The following is a 20826-nucleotide window of genomic DNA, read 5'->3' as shown; positions in this document are numbered from 1 at the left end:
TGCGGAGAGGAAAGGCCCTTTTTTTGTGTGATCAACCTTCCGGATTAGAGCAGCAGCACCAAGGTGCCGGACACGAGCAGAAGCAAGCCGATCGTCGCCCTAACGGAAAGCTTTTCCTTGAGAATCCCGTAAGAGAAGGCTACCGTAACCACAATGCTCAGTTTATCGATCGGCACGACCAGACTGGCTTTGCCTTCCTGGAGAGCTCGATAATAGCAGAGCCAGGAAAGGCCGGTCGCGAGCCCGGATAGGAAGAGGAACAACCAGCTTTTTCTGTCGATCCCTTTCAGGAGATGCTGCTTTTTCTGTCCGAAGACGATTCCCCAAGCCATCACCAGCACCACAAGGGTACGGATGGCGGTCCCAAGGTTCGATTCGACGTCCTGAATCCCAACCTTCCCGAGGATCGAAGTGAGAGCGGCGAATAGAGCGGACAGGAGAGCATAGAGCAACCACGACTTTCCTTTGGCGACGGTCGGAGCCGCTTCGTTGCGCTGAATCATCAGATAGGTTCCCAGCCCGATCAAGAGCATACCTCCCCACATGGCAGGGGTCGGAACTTCCTGCAGGAACAGGAAGGCAAGAAGCATGGTGAGAATGGTGCTGCTTTTGTCGATAGGCGTTACTTGGTTCACACTTCCGAGCTGCAGGGCTCGAAAATAGCATAGCCACGAGGCGCCTGTAGCCCCACCGGACAGCACCAGAAAGAGCACGGTACGACCCGACAGCGACGATAGGATGGATTCCGAACCGACAATCAACACCATCAGCCAGGAAAAGAGAAGAACGACGATGGTTCGCAGAGCTGTCGCCAGATTGGAGTCGGTAGTTCGAACACCCACTTTGGCCAAGATGGAGGTCAATCCGGCAAATAAAGCAGATCCAAACGCGTACAGAAGCCACATGTTTCATCACATCCGAATCGAAAAGGTAAGAAAAGATACATGCTTTCCATTGTGCTCCCGTTTGCCTGCATCGTGCAACCCCTATTTACCATCAAAAGAACATCAAAGAGAGAACCCTCCCGATGATCGGGAAGGTTCTCTCTTACTTCAAATGTGGATATTAGGGCTGAGTAGTCGCGGCCGGTGCTTGGGTAGCCTTCGGCGCTGCTTGTGCCGCTGTCGAGCTGGAGGAGGAAGGGCTGATGCTGTTGAGGTCAATAAACGGAGTAGCTCCGCCCGTAACCGTCGGGAGCTTGCCGTCCCATTTCTCGAGCGCTTTTTCTTGAACTTCAATCTGCTTCAGCTGAATAAGCTCGGATGTGACTTCTTGCTTCTTCAGGCGCAGCGCTTCTGCTTCCGCTTGCGCTTGAGCTACCTTCTGCTTCGCTTCGATCTCGACGCGCTTCAAGTCGTTCTCCGCCTGCATGGCTTTCTGAGAGGCGATCTGCTTCGCTTCGATCGAGGCGTTGAACGCGTCGGCAAACTCGAAATTGACGATGCTGATGTCCGTTACGATCAGCTGGTAGTTGCCGAGACGGGCTGCCAACCCTTCCTTCACTTCCACGGCTACGGTGTCGCGCTTCTGGATCAGTTCTTCAGCGGTAAACTTACTGGTTACCGACTTGAGCACTTCCTGGATAGCGGGGGAGACGATTCGATTCGCATAATCGGGACCCACGTTGTTGTACAGCTTATAAGCGCCGGCTGCATCCACCCGATAGTTCACCGCAATATTCGTATGTGTGATCTGCAAGTCGCGAGAAGCGGCGGCGGCTTCGGCTTCGGATTTGGTTACCTGCACGTTTACGGGGATGATCGTCTGAACGAATGGCACTTTCAGGTGCAGCCCTTCCTTCAGGGTCTCGCTGCTCATCTTCCCTAAGGTCTTCCGAATGCCCACATGTCCGTAATCGACAACGGTAAAGCTGTTGAAGGCGACGACGGCGGCTAGTACTGCGACCACGCTCCAGCCGATGATGCGAGGGGCTGGATTTTTCTTCTCTTTGAAGGGGATTTCGGTACTCATGGTGGTTCCTCCTCTGTCTTTTTCACGATATGGGGATCAATACGGAGAGAGCGGCTGCCTCGTTTCAGAGAAATGAGAATATTCTTCGAAGATTTCGTCAAGAATGGAAAGAAGAATACCGGATATTTCCACTATGGGAGGTTTACCCGATGAAGAAGATGCTAGCTTTCACCGTTGCGCTATGGTTGGCTATCGGCGGAGCGGTTCCAGTCATGCACGCGGAGGAGAACAAACAAGCTCCGATGGCCGATTACGCTCCCGGCGCTAAATCCGCGGTGTTGATCGACAGTGACACGGGCACGGTGCTCTATGAAAAAAACAAGGATACGAAACTCCCACCGGCGAGCATTACCAAGATCATGACGATGCTGCTGATCATGGAGGCGCTGGACCAAGGAAAGATCACCATGACCGATAAAGTGCGGACCAGCGAGAATGCAGCGTCGATGGGCGGCTCCCAGATCTTTCTGGAGCCGGGGGAAGAGATGACGGTGCAGGAAATGCTCAAGGGAATCGCCATGGCATCCGGGAATGACGCGTCGGTGGCGATGGCCGAAAAGCTGGCCGGAAGCGAGGAAGCCTTCGTTGCCCAGATGAATGCCCGCGCCAAGGAGCTCGGGATGAATAACACGCATTTTTCAAACTGCAACGGTCTTCCGGTCGACAATCATTACACCACCTCCTATGACATCGCGATCATGTCGCGGGAGCTGCTGAAGCATTCCGAAATCACGAAGTTTACCGGCGCCTATCAAGACTACCTGCGCAAAGACAGCGCCAAGCCGTTCTGGCTCGTCAATACCAACAAGCTGGTACGCTTCTATCCCGGCGCGGATGGTTTGAAGACCGGGTTCACCGCGGAAGCGCGCTTCTGCCTCTCGGCAACCGCCAAGAAGGATGGGTTGCGCGTCATTGCCGTAGTGATGGGCGAGCCGGATACGAAGACCCGTAATGCGGAAGTGGCCAAGCTCTTTGACTACGCCTTTGCTCAATATGCGAGCCATCCCATCCTCAAAGCCGGAGACACGATTGGAACAATACACGTCGACAAGGGCGTTCAGCAAAATGTCACTTTGACGGCGAAGACCCCCTACAGCATTCTGCTGAAAAAGGGAGAGGACAAAGGTGACGTCCGCTACGAGCTGAAGCTGAGCGGCAAAGTTAAGGCCCCGCTTACCGCCGGGGAGAAGATCGGGACACTGTCCATCTACCGAAACAATACCCTGTTGAATGAAATTCCGGTTGAAAGTCCAACAACCGTTGCCAAAGCAGGCTGGTGGACACTCTTCAAACGGACCTTCGAGGAGCTTGTGACGTTCTAAGACATTCTCTCTTTCTCGCTGGAGCTGAGCCGGTATCCCCTCCGGTGACATTCAACGGAGGAACCCATGTCGGACTTTGCCGGGTTTGTTCTAGTTTTGTTCGAGCGGTTCTAGTTTTGTCGGCTGTGCAGGAGATGGATTTCGGGTGTAGAAATCAATGGTCATGCCAAGGAAGGAGTGAGCTGAACGTTGAGTTTGCACATCGAAATCGAAAAAGGCGGACGCAAGACCCTGATCGTCCGGCTGGCCGGCGAACTGGACCACCATACCTCCGAGATCGTGAAAGCGAAGATGGAGGAAGCTCTCGAGCGAGAAGGGAGCATCCACGTGATCCTGAGCATGAAGGACTTGACCTTCATGGACAGCTCCGGTCTCGGCGTCATTCTGGGCCGGTACAAGCAGATCACCGGTATGGGCGGCAAGATGGTCGTCTGCGACATTCATCCTTCCGTGCACCGACTGTTTGAGATGTCGGGGCTGTACAAGATCGTATCCGTGCAGGACAACGAACGGCAAGCGGTGTCCAGTCTGGAGGTCGTATCATGATGATGGCCGGCTCTAATTTCATGAAGCTTTCGTTCGCGAGCCGCTCCGAGAATGAAGCCTTCGCCCGCGTAGCGGTTGCGTCCTTCGCTTCCCAGCTTGATCCGGACATGAACGAACTGACGGACATCAAGACGGTTGTCTCGGAGGCCGTGACCAATTCGATCATTCACGGCTACAACAACCGTTCCGATTGCACCGTGACGATTACCGCCCGCATCGAGGACGAGACGCTCTACCTGACGGTCGAAGACCAAGGGGAGGGCATCGCGGACCCGGAGCAAGCGCGGCAGCCGCTCTTTACCTCCAAGCCCGAGCTGGAACGCTCCGGCATGGGCTTCACGATCATGGAGAATTTCATGGATCGGGTGGAGATCGAAACAGAGATCGGCAAAGGGACCATGGTCCGCATGACGAAGCGGATTGAATCAAAAAAAGCGCTCTATAATTGATCCGATGACTAGGAGTCGAGCCTATGAATGGGGATTTGAAGCACACTTCCGGGAGCTATCTGGACGACAGTGAAGTCAAGCGCTTGATCGCCCTCAGCCAGGCGGGAGATACGGTCGCCCGCGATACGCTCGTGGGCTGCAACATCCGGCTCGTCTGGTCGGTTGTGCAGCGCTTCCTCAATCGGGGGTATGAAGCCGAGGATCTGTTCCAGATCGGCAGCATCGGCTTGCTGAAGGCGGTGGACAAATTTGATTTGTCCTTCGATGTCAAGTTCTCGACCTACGCCGTTCCGATGATTATCGGAGAGATTCAGCGTTTTCTCAGAGATGACGGAACCTTGAAGGTCAGCCGTTCCCTGAAGGAGCTGGCCAACAAGGTGCGCAAGGTGAAGGATGAGCTGTCCAAGCAGCTCGGGCGGCTGCCCACGATCAAGGAAGTGGCAGACGCGCTCGGGATCTCCCCGGAAGACGTAGTCTTTGCACAGGAAGCAAATAAGCCGCCCTCCTCGATCCACGAGACCGTGTTCGAGAATGACGGCGATCCGATTACATTAATGGATCAAATATCCGATGATTCGCAGGAAAAATGGTTTGACAAAATGGCGTTGGGGGAAGCGATCGAGCGTCTGAATGAACGAGAACGACTCATCGTGTACCTCCGGTATTACCGGGATCAGACCCAATCGGAGGTTGCAGGCCGGCTTGGCATCTCCCAGGTTCAGGTTTCCCGGCTTGAGAAGAAAATCCTTCAGTCGATCCGCGAACAGATCGCCCAATGAGGGCGGTCACGCACTGAGCTGGGTCATCTCGTAATAAGTGACAATCAACAGATCCAGCTCCTGGCTGATGCGAACCACATGCGGGTGAGTGAGGGGGTCCCGTTTCCCGGCGAAAAGGTTCAACTGCTGACGAAGCATTTCAATTTGTTCGGACAAGCGGGACAATTCCATAATGGGTGAGACGACTCCTCTCCTCATGGGCGTAACGATCATATATAACCATAATACCCACGTAATGTAAAATGAAACTTTTCGTAACATTCGCGTTTTCTCGCTCGCTTCCCCTTATTTCATCGCGTGTTCAATAGATTGTCAGAATTTTGCCGGCTGCCAAGCCGGTTTTTCTGTGAAACGCTTTCCTTCTGGAAATCGTATTAGTTAGGGTGTGTGCAAAGCACGCACGATCCGGCTTGTCTGTGAAGCTGGATGATCTGCAGGTGCGGCCGTCCGCAATACGACCATTGGGAGAGATTGTGATGAATCAAATGCTGGAGCTGGCTGGACAAGCGGCTCGAACGAACAATACAAAGTTGATTAACGACTGGAAGAATGGGCTGCTTGTCTATAAATTTGCTCTGGACGAAGTAAACACGAAGCTGGAAATCCTGAACGAAGAATTTCAATATATCCATAACTACAACCCCATCGAACACATGAAATCCCGGCTCAAGTCGCCGGAGAGCATTATCGCCAAGCTGCGCCGCAAGGACTTGGAGGTCACCCTGGATAATGCGAGAGAGCACATTCATGACATTGCAGGCATCCGGATTATTTGCTCCTTTACGACGGATATCTACAAGATTATGGACCTGCTGTCCCGCCAAAGCGATGTTCAAGTGCTGAAGGTGAAGGATTACATTCGATCGCCTAAGCCGAACGGCTACCGCAGCGCTCATCTACTCATTCTCATTCCGGTCTTCCTGTCTGATCGGGTCGAGCAGGTTCCGGTCGAAATTCAGATTCGAACCGTTGCCATGGACTTCTGGGCAAGCCTGGAACACAAAATCTATTACAAATTCGACAGCGAGGTCCCCGAGTCCATCACCGATCAATTGAAGGATTCGGCGGAATTGATCGATCTTCTCGACAAGCGAATGCTGGCGATCAATGAGGAAGTTCAGGATTACAAGAAGGATGACCCTTCGATTCTCCCGATCATCATTTCCTGAGTACAGGCATCCCGAACAAGGCATACTTTCCCTATAGCGACTGGGGAGGGTGATGGGCTTGACTCGCGATCTGCGCGACCACGGGGTGCTGTATCTTCGCTTCCGCAAGAGGGTCTGTCTGAATAAGGGCGAAGTCCTCACACTCGGGCGGGCCGCTCGACTGCTTGCCGATTCCGAGCTCGAAGAAGAACTGAAGGCGCTTGTGCTGGCGAGACCGGAGCACAAAGACGGCAACATGGTGCTCATCGACGTCTTACATATCATCGATCTGGTGCACAAGCAGGTTCCCGGGCTTCGCATCGAGCACTTTGGAGATCCTTTCGTCTTGGTAGAAGTAAAAGCCAAACCGGATCGAATCCCCAACTGGCTGCTCGTTTCGGCGGTTTGGCTTCTGCTCTTTATCGGCTCGGGGCTTACGATCCTCAACTTCCACGCGGATGTCAGCATGCAAGCCGCTCATCAGCGGCTTTATCGCCTTCTTACCGGGCATTTGGAGCTTCGCCCCTATGTGCTGCAGATCCCTTATTCCTTAGGGATCGGCGTCGGAATGGCGCTGTTCTTCAATCGGTTTTTCAAGAAAACCTTCAATGAAGAACCGAGCCCGCTTGAAGTTGAAATGTATCTCTACCAGGAAAACATGAACCAATACATTGTCACCGAGGAATACAGCAAGCTGGCTGCCAAGGAAGGCGATCGACATGATTGTCCTCCGTGAGCTGGGTGCTGCTTTTGTCGGCTTGGCCTGGGGCATTGCCGTCGGCTCGGGCTTCGTGGCGTTCATCGCGGTACTTGATATCCTGCCGCGCCTCGCCCAGGTGACGCGAACCTTTCGCTCCATCCATTTCTATGAGCGGGCAATGATTGCAGGCTCTGTCTATTGGACGCTTGCCGATTTCAATGACTGGCTGCTGCCCTTGCCTCAAGGTGCGGTACTTCTAACCGGCCTCTTGTCGGGCATGTTTGTGGGACTGCTCGCGGGAGGATTAACGGAAGTCGTCAACGTTTTGCCGATCCTGGCGAAGCGGCTTGGCCTGACCGCTCATATAGCTCTTTTTCTCTTTGCGATGATTGCCGGCAAAGTCATCGGTTCCCTGCTCGAATGGCTCGTGTATTAACGATGATCACCCCCTGATCGCTTATCCACTCTTAATGCACGTTTGAGAGTTGATGAGCTACTGGCCATGTGATAAGGTTGGAATAAATGATTTTGGGGGGAGCACACGCGTTATGTTTTTGCATGGGACCAGCACGATTAATGGGCGGGGGCATCTGGAGATCGGCGGATGCGATGCGACCGTCCTTGCCGAATCTTTCGGCACCCCCTTGTATGTGATGGATGAGGAACTCATTCGCCGGCGCTGTCGGGAGTTTGTTCAAGCCTTTGAGGAGAGCGGTCTGGAGCATCAGATTGCCTTCGCCAGCAAAGCGTTTTGCGTGATGGCGATGTGCAAGCTCATCGAAGAGGAAGGGCTCACCTTGGACGTGGTGTCGGACGGCGAGCTGTATACTGCCCTCCAAGCCGGGTTTCCGCCGGAACGGATTCATTTCCACGGCAACAACAAGACGCCGGACGAAATTGCCTTCGCCCTTGATGCGGGGATCGGCGTGTTTGTGGTCGATAACTTTCATGAGCTCGCTCTGCTGAACGCCATGGCGGGAAGCAACAAGAAACAAGTGGACATCCTGCTGCGCGTTTCTCCCGGAGTGGAGGCGCACACGCATGATTATATGTTGACGGGCAACGAGGACTCGAAGTTCGGCTTCGACCTCGGATCCGGAGCCGCGATGGAAGCGGCCAAGCTGGCGCTTCTGCAGCCTCATCTGACGCTGCTCGGGATTCACTCGCACATCGGCTCGCAGATCTTCGAGGTGGACGGCTTTCGGATGGCCGTCGACAAGCTGCTGCAATTCTGTATTGCGGTGCGGGAAGAGACTGGCGCAACCTTCCGCGTGCTCAATCTGGGCGGCGGCTTCGGTGTTCGTTACGTAGACGGAGATACGCCTCTCGCTATCGCTGATTACGTCAAGGCGATCACGGGCAACATTTCGTCGACGTTTACGAGCAATGGCTATCCGGTTCCGGCGATCTGGGTGGAGCCGGGACGGACGATCGTGGGCGATGCAGGCACGACCCTCTACACGATCGGATCAACCAAGGATCTTCCCGGTGTTCGCAAGTACGTGTCCGTGGACGGCGGCATGACCGACAATCCTCGACCTGCTCTCTACCAGGCCAAGTATGAGGCCATGCTGGCGAACCGGGCGAACGATGCAGACGAAGAGACCGTCTCGATTGCCGGAAAATGCTGCGAGAGCGGAGACATGCTCATTTGGGACCTGGAGCTGCCGAAGGCGGCGGCTGGCGATCTGCTCGCCGTCTCTTGCACCGGGGCGTACAACTACTCCATGGCCAGCAACTATAACCGCATACGGCGCCCGGCCGTCGTCTTCGTCAAGGACGGAGAAGCGGACGTGGTGGTTCAACGCGAGACGCACGCCGACCTCGTCAAGGGGGACCTCATTCCCGCCCGCATGCAGAATCAGCCGACGGAGGCTGCCAAGCGATAAGGAGCTGCGTCGAGTCTCTAAGTTGTGTTTTTGTTCCATTCCCCGTACAATGGAAACCGAGTTCGTTAACGAAGGAGAGACCTAACCATGGCTAAACAAGCGACCATTACGATGGAAAACGGCGAACAAGTCGTCATCGACCTGTTTGAGCAAGACGCCCCCAACACGGTGGCCAACTTTGAAAAGCTCGCGAACAGCGGCTTCTACAACGGCCTCGTGTTCCACCGCGTCATCCCGGGCTTCGTCGCACAAGGCGGCTGTCCGCAAGGAACCGGAACCGGCGGCCCTGGCTACACGATCAACTGTGAGATCAACCCGAACAAGCATGAACGGGGAACGCTCGCCATGGCCCACGCAGGCCGTAACACCGGCGGTAGCCAGTTCTACATCTGCTACGCTCCGCAGCCGCACCTCGATGGACAACACACCGTGTTCGGCAAGGTGGTAAGCGGCATGGAAGCCGTGGATACGTTCCGCGGCCGCGACAAGATGGCCAAGGTAGAAGTCACCGAGGTATAAGACGACAGCGGGCCAAAAGTCCCGGGCGCGGATGAGCTCCGCCCCGGGATTCTTTCGTTATGCGGTGCAACTTTTCCCTAGAAGAAACCGTCAATTTGTCCGTGGTAGTCAAGAGAGACAAAGAGGGGGAACTCATGAAGAAGTCGAAGAAACGCCTCATCCTCGGGATCCTGCTCCTTCTCGTGGTCGTGGTCTGCGTCTATGTGTACCGGGTGTATGATTCCTTGAACAGCCTGAGCAGCCACGCCGAAGAAGTCAGCGGAACTACGGAATGGAAGGGCAAGGATCGAGTGAACATTCTGCTGCTCGGGGGGGATTCCCGCGACAGCGGCAAGGATCAAAATCCGCGCGCCGATACGCTCATGATTGCGTCCGTCAATCCAGTGGACAAGAGCATTGTGCTGTTCTCAGTGCTCCGCGATACGTATGTGAGCATTCCCGATCACGGAAAAGGCAAAATCAATGCAGCCCTCGCCTACGGAGGACCCTCATTGGCTATTCAAACGGTGAGCGAGCTATTGGACATTCCCATTCATTATTACGTCTATACCGACTTCCAAGGCTTCATGTCCTTGATCGACGCAGTTGGCGGCGTGACATTGGATGTAGAGAAGGACATGGATTATGAAGATGCGGCCGACGGTCACAAATTCGACATCCATCTGAAAAAAGGCGTTCAGGAGCTGGACGGCAAAACCGCCCTGCAATACGTACGCTTCCGTCACGATGCGTTGTCGGACCTCTCGCGTACCGAGCGGCAGCGCAAGCTGATCACCGCCGTCACCGAGAAGCTTCAGAATGCGTCTTCTCTTGTGAAGCTGCCGGGTATCATCAAATCAGTCAGCCCTTATGTTACGACGAATATGGAGCCTTCCGACATGCTCAAGCTGGGCAAGCTAGGCTATGACGCGAAGGGCAATGGCATCCGCAGCGTGCAGCTGCCGCCGACGAATCTCATCAAGAACATCCGCACGAAGAGCGGAGCGGCCCTCAGCGCGGACCCTGCTGCTCTCCAAGGCTTTGTGTCTTCCACGCTGGAGCAAGCCGATCAGAAGGCTTCTGCCGATGGGGAAACGGGTGGGAAGTAAGCGCAGGCCTGTCGATTAATCGCTAAGCTATCCTCTAGGCAAGCAGGCACTCCGAGCATGGAGTGCCTGCTTGTTTTTTATCTGAAGTGCGGTGACGGACGAGGATCACGGCTTGCCCATTATGGAAAGACAGGGTTTGCAAACCCGCTCTGGAGTGGTAGAATCGGGATAACCCCTTGAAAGAGGGGGGAAGATTTCCTTCGGGGCAGGGTGCAAGTCCCTACCGACGGTGACCGCTAGCTTGGGGAGACCCCGCCAGTGGAAGTCCGTGACCTGAGTGTTAGGAACGGTTCGTATCCCGTGTCCTGCTCTCGGCTGATCCGGTGCAAATCCGGGACCGACAGTTACAGTCTGGATGGGAGAAGGAAATGCGACAGAACCAACGGCTCGGCTTCTTTGTACCTCCTTTCACAAGCCTATCAAGAGCGGATTCCGTTCGTTGATTGCTTGTCTTTCGTTCATTCGCTCGAAGAGGAATGCGGGATTCGCCCGCCGTCTGAATCAGCATGAGCAAGGAGACTGGATGGCTGTCGTTGGCGCTGCCCGTATTTCAGAACCCAAGCCCCCGAACCTTTGGATCGGGGGCTTTTTTGTTGTGACTTGTGTGGATCCGCCGCGCTTGGGAAATCATCGAAGAAGGGAGGAATCCGAGTGGACGAATTGAGCGATGATCATTACATGGGGCTGGCCCTCAACCTCGCGAGGGGAACAGCGGGACAGACCGGGATCAACCCGGCGGTAGGCTGCGTCGTGGTGAAGGACGGGCGAATTGTGGGCATGGGAGCTCACCTGAAGCGCGGGACCGCCCATGCGGAGGTTCATGCGTTGAACATGGCGGGCGGTGAAGCCGAAGGCGCGACCGTCTACGTCACGCTGGAGCCGTGCAGCCACCACGGCAAGACACCGCCGTGTGCGGACCGGCTCGTGGCCGAGAGGGTCGCGCGCGTGGTCGTCGCGGCGAGCGACCCGAACCCGGCCGTGGCCGGACGCGGGCTCGCCCGGCTGCGCGAGCAGGGAATCGCCGTCGTGACGGGCGTCCGCGAAGCGGAAGCCCTCGCCCTGAACGAGGCGTTCCGCAAGTACATCGTGACGGGGATGCCCTTCGTCACGCTGAAGACCGCGAGCACACTTGACGGCCGGGTCGCCAGCCGCACCGGGGACAGCCGGTGGATCACGAACCCGCAATCGCGGGAGTTCGTGCACGTCCTGCGTCACCGGAACCAGGCGGTGCTGACCGGCATCGGCACCGTGCTCGCGGATGACCCGGAGTTCTCGACGCGCCTCTCCGTACCGGCTCTCCAGCCGGTTCGGGTTATCGTCGACTCCGAGCTCCGGCTTCCGTCGGATGCGCGGCTCCTTCGCCCAGGCTCCGGCGGGCCCGTGCTCGTGCTGACGCGCGAAGGCGCAGACCCCGAACGAGCGCGCCGGCTGGTGGAGCGAGGCGCCGAGGTCGTGCCCGTCGAGGGAGCCGGAGCGCGCGTCAGCCTGCGAGCCGCCTTGCGCGAGCTCGGGCGGCGCGAGATTGGCTCCGTCCTCCTCGAAGGAGGCGGCCGTCTGAACGGCGCGATGCTGGCGGAGCAACTGGTCGACAAGCTCGTGCTCTTCTTCGCGCCGAAGATCATTGGCGGGGCGAATGCCCCCGTCAGCTTCGCCTTTGAAGGCTTTGACCGGATGGCGGATGCGATTCGCTTCACGAACATGAAGGCCGAGCCGTTTGGGGAAGACCTGTGCCTGACCGGCTATCCGATCTACGGGAACCTTTCTATGGAGGAAGGAAAGCCAGGAGCTGAGACAGGGGCAGAGGCAACAGGCACTATGACGTCGAGGGGAGGAGAAGCTCATGTTCACCGGGATCATTGAAGAAATCGGGGTTTTGCGCGGCGTGCAGCGAGAGGGGCAGGCGCTCGTCCTGACGATCAGTGCCACGCGCATTCTGGAGGATGTTCACCTCGGCGACAGCATCGCCGTCAACGGCGTCTGCCTGACCGTCATCCGGTTCGACGCCTCCAGCGTCTCCATGGATGTCATGCCCCAGACGTACCGGAGCACCAACCTGAAGCAACTTCAACCGGGAAGTCGGGTCAACCTGGAGCGTGCCATGGCGGCCGGCGGCCGCTATGGGGGACACATGGTGCAGGGACACGTGGACACACCGGGAAGAATCCTCTCCCGGAATCGGGAAGAGAACGCCGTCGTCTATGTCATCCGGCCGGAACGGGAGGATGTGCTGCGCTACATCATCCCGCAGGGCTCCGTAGCGATTGACGGCATCAGCCTGACGGTGGTGGACACGACAGAGGAATCCTTTGCGGTGTCCATCATTCCCCACACCTTGCAGGAGACCATCCTGGCCGATAAAGCGGCGGGTGATACCGTCAACCTGGAAGCCGACATCCTCGGCAAGTACATCGACCGCCTGCTGCGTGCACCGGCCCCATCCGCAGCAACCAAGAAAACAGGTGGCCTTACCGAGGCTTTTCTTGCGGAGAACGGCTTTCTTTAAGAACAACGAGTGAGAGTGATTTTGGAGCAACGGGCAGATAGAACAACAGGCAGATAAAGCAACAGACAAGTAGTGCAACTGACATTTGTTAGATATGGAAAGACAGGAGGGACAAAAGACATGGACCCCATTCGTTTGGATTCCATTGAAAAGGCGATCGAGGACCTGAAGCAAGGCAAGGTCATCTTGGTCGTCGACGACGAGGACCGGGAGAACGAAGGTGACTTCATCGCGTTGGCGGAGAAGGCTACCCCCGAAGTCATCAATTTCATGATTCGGGAAGGACGCGGGCTGGTCTGCGTGCCGATCACCGAAGAGCGTGCCGCTGAGCTTGACCTGCGGCCGATGGTCGAGCACAATACAGATAACCATGGAACGGCCTTTACCGTCTCGGTTGACCATGTGAGGACCACGACCGGCATCTCTGCCCATGAGCGCTCCTTGACCATTCAAGCGCTTATTGATAGCGAGGCCAAGCCAGGTGACTTCCGCCGTCCCGGGCACATCTTCCCGCTCATTGCCAAGAAGGGCGGCGTCCTGCGCCGAGCTGGCCACACCGAAGCAGCCGTCGACCTGGCGCGTCTTTGCGGAGCGGAGCCAGCCGCGGTCATCTGCGAGGTCATCCAGGAGGACGGCACGATGGCTCGCGTCCCCGATCTGATGAAGCTGAAAGAGGAAAAAGGCCTCACGCTCATCAGCATCCGCGATCTGATTCGCTATCGGAATGAGAAGGATGAGCTCGTCATCCGGGAGGTAGAGGTGAAGCTTCCCACCGACTTTGGAACCTTTCAAGCTGTAGCTTATTCGAACGAAGTGGACGGCAAGGAGCACATTGCGCTCGTGAAGGGAACGCTCGATCCCGAGAAGCCGGTTCTCGTGCGGGTACATTCCGAATGCTTGACTGGAGATGTCTTTCACTCCCATCGTTGTGACTGCGGGCCTCAGCTGGAAGCGGCCCTTGCCCGCATCGAGCAAGCCGGAGCCGGCGTCCTGCTCTATATGCGGCAGGAAGGGCGCGGCATCGGGCTCATCAACAAATTGCGCGCCTATAAGCTTCAAGAAGAAGGACTTGACACCGTAGACGCGAATATTAAACTAGGCTTTGCACCTGATTTGCGGGATTACGGCATCGGAGCGCAAATTTTACGTGATCTGGGTGTACGACAAATTCGTCTTCTGACGAATAATCCGCGCAAGATTGCCGGCCTGGAGGGCTACGGCCTTCATGTGGTCGAACGAGTTCCCCTGCAAATGCCGGAAAATGAAGATAACACAAACTACTTGCATACGAAGCAACAGAAGTTGGGCCATCTCCTGCAATTTGTGGAGCAGAACGAACCGAACGCCCAAATCCAACCCTCTTCTAATAAGAAAGGATGATCCAGATGACTCGTACGTTTGAAGGAAACCTGATTTCGGAAAACAGCAAGTATGCCATCGTCGCAGGACGGTTTAATGAATTCATCGTTGGGAAGCTGGTCTCCGGCGCTCTCGATGCCCTGAAGCGGCACGGAGCCGATGAGGAGGATGTGGACATCGCTTGGGTACCGGGTGCTTTCGAAATCCCTATCATTGCGAAGAAGATGGCGGAGACCGGCAAATACGATGCGGTCATTACCCTCGGCGCTGTCATTCGAGGATCAACCCCGCATTTTGACTTCGTGGCGAGCGAGGTGTCCAAGGGAGTGGCTTCGATCGGTCTCTCCACGGGAGTGCCGACGATCTTTGGCGTCCTGACCACGGACTCCATCGAGCAGGCCATTGAACGAGCTGGAACGAAGGCTGGCAACAAAGGCTGGGAAGCTGCAGCCACTGCCATTGAAATGGTGAACCTGGTTAAACAGATTCACGCGTAAGGGAGATTACGGAGAACCGCATGAATGGACCTACCGAGGAACAACAATCCGCATCAACACCGCTCGTTATGGAAGAGGCGGAGCCATCCGCCTCCGCCGGGGCCAATAAGGTAACCTTCAAGCTTGAAGCCTTCGAGGGGCCGCTCGATCTGTTGCTCCACTTGATTGAGAAGAACGAGGTCGACATCTATGACATCCCCATCCGGATGATTACAGACCAGTACATGGAATACCTGGACCTGTTCCAGGAGCTGGAGCTCGACCTCACGAGCGAGTTTTTGGTCATGGCCGCGACGCTGCTATCCATTAAGAGCAAGATGCTTCTGCCGAAGCCTCCGGTGATCGAGATGGAGTGGGAAGACGGCATGGAAGATCCTGACCTCGATCCGCGCACCGAGCTCGTCCGCCAGTTGATGGAGTACAAGAAATACAAGGAAATAGCCGATCATCTGCGGGAAAAGGAGCTGGAACGCAGCCACATCTTCACGCGCGAGCCGGTGGATTTGTCGCCTTATGCTCGCGAAGTTCAGTCCAATCCGGTGGAAGGGCTCCTGCCTCGCGACTTGCTCATCGCCTTTCATCGTGCCCTGAAGAAGATGGCGAACCGGCAAGCGGTCGCGCGTATTCGCCGTGATGAAATCTCCGTGAAGGAGCGGATCGGGCAAGTGCTTCGCCAGTTGAAGCGAGAAGGGGGCCGCGTCCTGTTTTCCCGGCTGCTGGAGGACGGGTTTTCCCGGGAGGAGGTCGTCACGACCTTCCTTGCCCTGCTGGAGCTGATGAAGATGAAGCAGATCGTCTGCTTTCAGCATCGCTTGTTTGAGGATATCGTAATTGAAGCCAGAGAGGATGAACGTGCGGTTGTCTCGGAATCCGATGTTACCGATTATTGAAGGCCTGCTGTTCGCAGCGGGAGACGAAGGGCTGGACGCCCGCCAATTGGCGGAGGTGCTGGAGATCAGCACGGCGGCCGCCCGCGAGCTGGTAGAAAGCTTGCGCCTAGACCTCCAGGAGAGCGGGAGAGGGGTGCAGATTATCGAATTGGCCGGTGCCTACCAGATGACGACCATTGCTGAGCATGCGCCTTATTTTGAAAAGCTTGCAGAGTCGCCGTCCCGTTCCTCGCTCTCCCAGGCTGCACTCGAGACGCTGTCCATTATTGCGTACCGCCAGCCGATTACTCGGGTGGAGATTGAGGAGATTCGCGGCGTCAAATGCGACCGGGCACTCCAGACGCTTGTTGCAAAAGAGCTTATCGAGGAGACAGGCCGTGCCGAGGCGGTGGGGCGTCCCATCTTATACGGAACAACCAAGCTGTTTCTGGATTACTTCGGCATGTCACGCCTGGAGGATTTGCCCGATTCGTCAATTTTTGAACAGGTTCTTAGCGCGGAAGAGGAGGATCGGCTTCTGTTTGGTCGAGCCGAGGCCAAGCAGATCACGTTCGAAGATTTTGCCCATGAGCCCAAGGTGGATCCCCTTCAAGCGGAGTTGGATGCCCTTGAGGAATCGTTCCGAGCTTTGGAGGAAGAGTCCCCGATTCCAGTCTCGGATGAGGAATAATCCATTCTTGTGCATTTATTCCAATCGGAACGTACACACTAACCCGTGTTCTTTGGCTGTGGTTTGCCAAAGCAGCACGGGTTTTGGTTTTTCATATGGAGTTGGCTTTGCATTCGGACTCAGGGAAGGGAGTATCCGCAATGGGGTGGTGGCTTACGCTCATCATAGTGCTCGCTCTTCTGCTCATAGGAGGAGCCATTCTGGCAAGCCGGATTCACATCGAATTTCGCTTTCGCCGCGCGCGGGAAGACGATCGGCTGGAGCTTGACGTGAAGGCCTTATTCGGGTTTCTTCATTACCGCTACGAGGTTCCTCGGATTGATTATAAAGGCATCTGGACCGGGTTTCGTTTTTACGGCAAAGGAGAGGAGCAAGGTCCATCGGTGCCAGGAACCCGCAACATCGAAGATCTTAACAAGCGGGATGTCGATTGGTGGACTTCGATCTATCGAAGCTTTAAGGAAAACGTTCGCGATTACAAAGGGTGGGTGAGGGAGACGCTGGCCCGGCTCGTGTGCACCGGATTTCGGTGGTCGACCTCCATCGGGGCGGGTAATCCCACGACGACCGCCGTGCTCACCGGAGCGGGATGGGGAGTAAAAGCCTTCCTGATCGGTCGCTTGACCGACCTCACGAGGGTGAAGGCGGAACCGATTCTACTGGTCAGTCCGGTCTACAATCGCTATTCATTCTCTACGGATGTAGAAGTGATTATGGAAGTTCGGCTGGGCTCTCTCGTTGCCTCTGGTTGGAGTCTCCTGCGCCGGGTTTCGAGTCTCAAGCAGATCAAGAACGTTCTTCGCAGCTTGCGCAGGCAGCAGAAAGCCGCATCTTCAGTTGCCTCTACCTTCACCAGCTCCAGAACCGGGTCATGACGGAATCGCCTCGGGCGTATAGAATTGAAAACAGGACGTGCCTTTCGGCACGTCCTGCTGCTTTCGTCGAGCTTCTTGAAATGTAACGTTGAAGCTCTGCAACGAGTTCAAGCTCGGGTGAGAGGAACGTTCGGGTCGACCTCTGCTTCGTAATCTACGCCCGGAAGACCAAAGCCAAACAAACGAAGGAAATCTTGCCGGTACCCTTCCAGGTCCCCAAGCTCCGCCAGGTTTTCCTCGGTTATGCGGTTCCAGAGCGCGTCAACCTCTTGCTGAACATCCTCGCGCATTTCCCAATCGTCAATGCGAATGCGGCCCGCTTCATCAAGCGGAGTCTCTTCCTTGTAAAGGCGATCCGCGTACAGACGGTAAATTTGCTCAATGGTTCCTTCATGAATCCCTTTTTCCTTCATTACCTTGAAGAGAAGGGAGATGTACAGCGGGACGATGGGAATGGCCGAACTGGATTGGGTTACGAGCGCCTTGTTGACCGAGACGACCGCTTGGCCGCCGATCTTATCCTGCAGCAGGCGATTCAGCTCATGTGCTGTCTGTTCCAGGTGGTCCTTCGACCGACCGATGGTTCCTTCCCGATAGATGGGATAGGTGATTTGCGGACCGATGTAGGAATAAGCAACGGTTTTGGCGCCTTGCGCGAGAACGCCGGCCGCAAGCAGGTCGTGAATCCAGAAATCCCAGTCTTCGCCGCCCATGACGGCGATGGTCTGACGGACTTCATCTTCGGTAGCCGGGGCTACCGTTACCTCGGACACCGCGCCGCTCATGAAGTTAACCGTCTTATTCGTATACGGGGCTTGAATGGGCTTGATGACGGAAGTAAACGACTCCCCTGTCTTCGGGTGCGTACGGCGCGGAGAAGCCAGGCTGTAGATGACCAGGTCGACTTGGCCGAGCTTTTCCTTGATGAGGGCAATCGTCTCCTGCTTGATTTCATCGGAGAAGGCGTTGCCGTTGATGCTCTCGGCAACAAGTCCTTCCGCGCGGGCGGCCTTCTCGAAAGCGGCGGTGTTGTACCAGCCTGCGGATGCGGTGCGATCCTTCTCGGCGGGACGCTCGAAGAAGACGCCAATCGTGTCAGCTCCGAACCCGAAGGCAGCGGAGATCCGGCTGGCCAACCCGAATCCGGTTGAGGCTCCGATGACCAGCACCTTTTTGGGACCGTTCAGCTTCGGTTGCTCCTTTATGTACCGGATTTGTTCGGCTACGTGCTCAGCGCAGCCTTCCGGATGGGCATTGGTGCAAATAAATCCGCGAATTTTCGGTTGAATGACCATCGGGATTCTCCTTTTTGGGCATAATGATATTCCCGCTATAGCAGCGTTGTTGGAACTTCGTGTTCCAGTATACCATGTCCCGATCGACTTTGCAGAGTAGAGGGGCGATTCTTCAACGCATCAAGCGCTTTAAACAAAAGCGATTTTGCAGAGGACTCATGCTTTCGAGCACAATGGGCATGCTACAAAAAGCTCATCACACATTGATTATGACCTCAAGGAGGAGTGACCCCATGTCCGACCATCCCATTCAAGGCCTAATGAAGACAGCTATGGAACAGATTACCGAAATGGTCAACGTGAACACCATCGTCGGGGACGCCATTGAGACCGGCGACGGAGATGTCATCATGCCGATCTCTCGCGTGAACTTTGGGTTTGCTGCAGGCGGCAGCGATTTTAACACAGAGAAAAGCAAGGAACTGGGAGAGGAAGCGAAGCATGCTTCCGTCCAGCTGCCCTTTGGCGGCGGCAGCGGCGGCGGTGTCTCCATCACGCCAATCGCCTTTCTCGTCGTCGGCAAGCAAGGGGTTCGGGTGGTACCGCTCGACAATCAAACCCATCTGGTGGAGCGGTTGATCGATTCGGCACCGCAAGTCGTGGACCGCATCCAAGGCATGCTGCAAAGCTTCAGCGCCAACCGAACGAGCATGACCGGAAACTCCTTCACGCCTGGAACTCCGGGAGCCGGGAATGCGAACATTCCCCCTGCACGTCCGGTAACCGGGAACTACTCCGGCGGGACAACCGGCGGCTCGTACGGCGGTGGTTTCTCCGGAACGGGAAACAGCGGGAATGGCTTCACCAATGCGGCAGAAGTGAATCCCTTCGCAGTATCGGATAATGCCGCTACGGTGACCTCGTTAACGAGCGTTGATCCCAAAGCCGACGTCTAAGAGAAGCGAAGCGCTCTCTTGATGCTAATTGTTGATGCTTACTTTGGATGGATGTGAGAAGACCGCCCTGGTGCTTTCGCCGGGGCGGTCTTTTTGCGGTTGTCCACGCGTGGACAGAGCATCGGACAACCGTGGACATGTTCCGGCTTCCAGCCGCATATAGATGGGGCATAAGAGATCGACCAATCGGGAGTGAGACCATGATTCGTAAGGTGCTTCGGAGGGCATGCCTCCTTCTTGGGGGAATGGCGTTGCTGACCTCCGTCCTGTCCCCTGTCTACGCAGAGCCGGCCGCAGGCTCAAAAAAACCTCCTGCCCTGGATACCCAGGCGGAGACGGCAGCACTCATTGATGTCACATCCGGACGGCTGTTGTACAGCAAGCAGGGAGACAAACGGATGCGAATCGCCAGCACAACCAAGATCATGACGGCCATTCTGGCTGTGGAATACGGCCATTTGTCGGACAAGGTGACCGTGACCTCTAATGCCTCTGGCAAGGAGGGCTCCTCTATTTATTTGAAGGCAGGCGAGGAGATGAGCTTGAACGACCTGCTTTATGGCCTTATGCTGCGGTCCGGCAATGACGCGGCAACCGCCATAGCGGAGCATGTCGGGGGCTCGCAGGAAGGATTTGTCTACTTGATGAATCAGAAAGCAGAGGAATTAGGCATGGTCGGCTCACATTTCGCCAATCCAAGCGGCCTCGATGCGGAGGATCATTATTCGACTGCTCATGATATGGCCAAGCTCGCCGCTTATGCCTTGAAAAACCCCCTCTTCCGCGAGATCGTCAAGACCAAATCAAAGCGAATTTCGAGAGAGGACGAGCCGTGGGACACCGTTTGGACCAACAAGAACAAGATGCTGTCGCTCTATCCAGGCTCCGACGGGGTGAAGACGGGGTTTACGAAGCTATCCCGCCGGTGTCTGGTGTCCTCCGCCACCCGGAATGGCCAGCAGCTTGCTGCCGTAACGCTAAACGACGGCAACGATTGGGCGGATCACAGCCGGATGCTGGATTACGGGTTTGTGAATTATCCGCTTGAGGTGGTTGTCCAAGCGGGTGAAAAAGTGGGGGAAGGCTTTGCCGCGTCCGAGGAATTTGCTTACCCGCTCACGAAAGGAGAGGCGGCTGACATCCGCCGCACCCTTCAACCTGCCGCTGTCAAAAGCCTGGAATACCGACTGGGGAAACGGGGTGACCTCGTTCTCCATCTGAATGGAGAACGAATCGGTCAAGTCTCCCTAAAGGAACTGCCCAAGCCCAAGATCCAATCATCGAGCGGAACGAAAGGGTCCTTTGCAAACGAGGACGTTGGAGAGTCGAACGGCAGTTCAGAAGCCAAGGACAATAGCTGGATGAATCGGTTTCGCATCGCCTTCACGGACGTTTGGTCCGCGCTCATTCCCGGAGAAAGGAAGAAGTAG

Annotated in this window: 22 protein-coding genes, 1 pseudogene and 1 riboswitch; of the genes and pseudogenes, 19 read left to right on the top strand and 4 right to left on the bottom strand. The window is 56.0% G+C overall.

Translation table 11 applies throughout. The annotated features are described in order from the left end of the window. Positions 1-44: 44 nt before the first annotated feature. Both AAFN83_RS07385 and AAFN83_RS07380 read right to left on the bottom strand, forming a co-directional pair. Positions 45-905, bottom strand: a complete 861-nt coding sequence (locus AAFN83_RS07385) for an EamA family transporter (RefSeq protein WP_347768238.1) — start codon at positions 903-905, stop codon at positions 45-47. A 160-nt stretch (positions 906-1065) separates the two neighbouring features. Further along, positions 1066-1971, bottom strand: coding sequence for a prohibitin family protein (locus tag AAFN83_RS07380; protein ID WP_347768236.1), 906 nt, complete (start codon positions 1969-1971; stop codon positions 1066-1068). A gap of 149 nt (positions 1972-2120) precedes the next feature. Between AAFN83_RS07380 and AAFN83_RS07375 the strand changes: the two genes are divergently transcribed. From AAFN83_RS07375 to sigF, 4 genes are all read left to right on the top strand, one after another. After that, the gene (locus tag AAFN83_RS07375; RefSeq protein ID WP_347768235.1) at positions 2121-3293 is read left to right on the top strand and encodes a D-alanyl-D-alanine carboxypeptidase family protein; all 1173 of its coding nucleotides are present in this window, start codon (positions 2121-2123) and stop codon (positions 3291-3293) included. Between the two features lie 189 nt (positions 3294-3482). Next, complete coding sequence (gene spoIIAA, locus AAFN83_RS07370) at positions 3483-3839, top strand: anti-sigma F factor antagonist (RefSeq protein ID WP_347768234.1); 357 nt, start codon at positions 3483-3485, stop codon at positions 3837-3839. A gap of 2 nt (positions 3840-3841) precedes the next feature. Then, positions 3842-4288 carry an anti-sigma F factor gene (spoIIAB, locus tag AAFN83_RS07365; protein WP_347768273.1) on the top strand — a complete coding sequence of 149 codons (447 nt, stop codon included), beginning with the start codon at positions 3842-3844 and terminating at the stop codon, positions 4286-4288. 23 nt (positions 4289-4311) lie between these two features. Continuing rightward, the gene (gene sigF, locus AAFN83_RS07360; RefSeq protein WP_347768232.1) at positions 4312-5067 is read left to right on the top strand and encodes an RNA polymerase sporulation sigma factor SigF; all 756 of its coding nucleotides are present in this window, start codon (positions 4312-4314) and stop codon (positions 5065-5067) included. A gap of 6 nt (positions 5068-5073) precedes the next feature. Here the strand turns inward: sigF and AAFN83_RS07355 are convergent, their stop codons facing one another. Continuing rightward, entirely contained in the window at positions 5074-5238 is a 165-nt protein-coding gene (locus AAFN83_RS07355; protein WP_347768230.1) for a Spo0E family sporulation regulatory protein-aspartic acid phosphatase, read from the bottom strand. 305 nt (positions 5239-5543) lie between these two features. Between AAFN83_RS07355 and AAFN83_RS07350 the strand changes: the two genes are divergently transcribed. The 13 genes from AAFN83_RS07350 (at position 5544) to AAFN83_RS07290 (ending at position 17205) form a co-directional block, all read left to right on the top strand. After that, the gene (locus AAFN83_RS07350) at positions 5544-6236 is read left to right on the top strand and encodes a GTP pyrophosphokinase (RefSeq protein ID WP_481810482.1); all 693 of its coding nucleotides are present in this window, start codon (positions 5544-5546) and stop codon (positions 6234-6236) included. A 58-nt stretch (positions 6237-6294) separates the two neighbouring features. Further along, on the top strand, positions 6295-6951 hold the full coding sequence (locus tag AAFN83_RS07345; protein WP_347768229.1) for a stage V sporulation protein AA: 657 nt from the start codon (positions 6295-6297) through the stop codon (positions 6949-6951). Further along, a complete protein-coding gene (locus AAFN83_RS07340; RefSeq protein WP_347768227.1) occupies positions 6935-7351 on the top strand; it encodes a stage V sporulation protein AB in 417 nt (138 codons plus the stop codon). The genes AAFN83_RS07345 and AAFN83_RS07340 overlap by 17 nt, the downstream gene beginning before the upstream one ends. Before the next feature lie 112 nt (positions 7352-7463). Beyond that, positions 7464-8804: a diaminopimelate decarboxylase gene (gene lysA / locus AAFN83_RS07335; RefSeq protein ID WP_347768226.1), complete on the top strand. Its 1341-nt coding sequence runs from the start codon at positions 7464-7466 to the stop codon at positions 8802-8804. Positions 8805-8891: 87 nt separating this feature from the next. Beyond that, positions 8892-9323, top strand: coding sequence for a peptidylprolyl isomerase (locus tag AAFN83_RS07330; RefSeq protein ID WP_347768224.1), 432 nt, complete (start codon positions 8892-8894; stop codon positions 9321-9323). A gap of 134 nt (positions 9324-9457) precedes the next feature. Then, the gene (locus AAFN83_RS07325) at positions 9458-10411 is read left to right on the top strand and encodes an LCP family protein (RefSeq protein ID WP_347768222.1); all 954 of its coding nucleotides are present in this window, start codon (positions 9458-9460) and stop codon (positions 10409-10411) included. Between the two features lie 192 nt (positions 10412-10603). After that, positions 10604-10782, top strand: a riboswitch (FMN riboswitch). A gap of 280 nt (positions 10783-11062) precedes the next feature. Further along, positions 11063-12271, top strand: coding sequence for a bifunctional diaminohydroxyphosphoribosylaminopyrimidine deaminase/5-amino-6-(5-phosphoribosylamino)uracil reductase RibD (ribD, locus tag AAFN83_RS07320; RefSeq protein ID WP_347768221.1), 1209 nt, complete (start codon positions 11063-11065; stop codon positions 12269-12271). Next, on the top strand, positions 12252-12914 hold the full coding sequence (gene ribE, locus AAFN83_RS07315; protein WP_347768219.1) for a riboflavin synthase: 663 nt from the start codon (positions 12252-12254) through the stop codon (positions 12912-12914). The genes ribD and ribE overlap by 20 nt, the downstream gene beginning before the upstream one ends. 120 nt (positions 12915-13034) lie before the next feature. Continuing rightward, positions 13035-14294, top strand: a complete 1260-nt coding sequence (locus AAFN83_RS07310; RefSeq protein WP_347768218.1) for a bifunctional 3,4-dihydroxy-2-butanone-4-phosphate synthase/GTP cyclohydrolase II — start codon at positions 13035-13037, stop codon at positions 14292-14294. Positions 14295-14299: 5 nt separating this feature from the next. Next, positions 14300-14770, top strand: coding sequence for a 6,7-dimethyl-8-ribityllumazine synthase (gene ribH, locus AAFN83_RS07305; RefSeq protein WP_347768217.1), 471 nt, complete (start codon positions 14300-14302; stop codon positions 14768-14770). Between the two features lie 68 nt (positions 14771-14838). Further along, complete coding sequence (locus tag AAFN83_RS07300; protein WP_347768270.1) at positions 14839-15660, top strand: segregation and condensation protein A; 822 nt, start codon at positions 14839-14841, stop codon at positions 15658-15660. Then, on the top strand, positions 15644-16330 hold the full coding sequence (gene scpB, locus AAFN83_RS07295; protein ID WP_481810481.1) for an SMC-Scp complex subunit ScpB: 687 nt from the start codon (positions 15644-15646) through the stop codon (positions 16328-16330). Before AAFN83_RS07300 ends, scpB begins: the two co-directional genes overlap by 17 nt. Positions 16331-16470: 140 nt before the next feature. Continuing rightward, the gene (locus tag AAFN83_RS07290; protein WP_347768215.1) at positions 16471-17205 is read left to right on the top strand and encodes a DUF2953 domain-containing protein; all 735 of its coding nucleotides are present in this window, start codon (positions 16471-16473) and stop codon (positions 17203-17205) included. Between the two features lie 107 nt (positions 17206-17312). Here AAFN83_RS07290 and fabV read toward each other — a convergent pair whose 3' ends face one another. Next, a complete protein-coding gene (gene fabV / locus AAFN83_RS07285; RefSeq protein WP_347768213.1) occupies positions 17313-18500 on the bottom strand; it encodes an enoyl-ACP reductase FabV in 1188 nt (395 codons plus the stop codon). A 233-nt stretch (positions 18501-18733) separates the two neighbouring features. Between fabV and ytfJ the strand changes: the two are divergent. Further along, a pseudogene (gene ytfJ / locus AAFN83_RS07280) lies at positions 18734-19129 on the top strand (GerW family sporulation protein); the annotation flags it as partial. Between the two features lie 467 nt (positions 19130-19596). Further along, positions 19597-20826 (top strand): D-alanyl-D-alanine carboxypeptidase family protein, encoded by a 1230-nt coding sequence (locus AAFN83_RS07275; protein ID WP_347768212.1) that lies wholly within the window; start codon positions 19597-19599, stop codon positions 20824-20826.

The sequence above is a fragment of the Gorillibacterium sp. CAU 1737 genome (genome assembly GCF_039888655.1).
Lineage (GTDB): Bacteria > Bacillota > Bacilli > Paenibacillales > NBRC-103111 > Gorillibacterium.
This window is presented reverse-complemented; position numbering and strand designations above follow the sequence as displayed.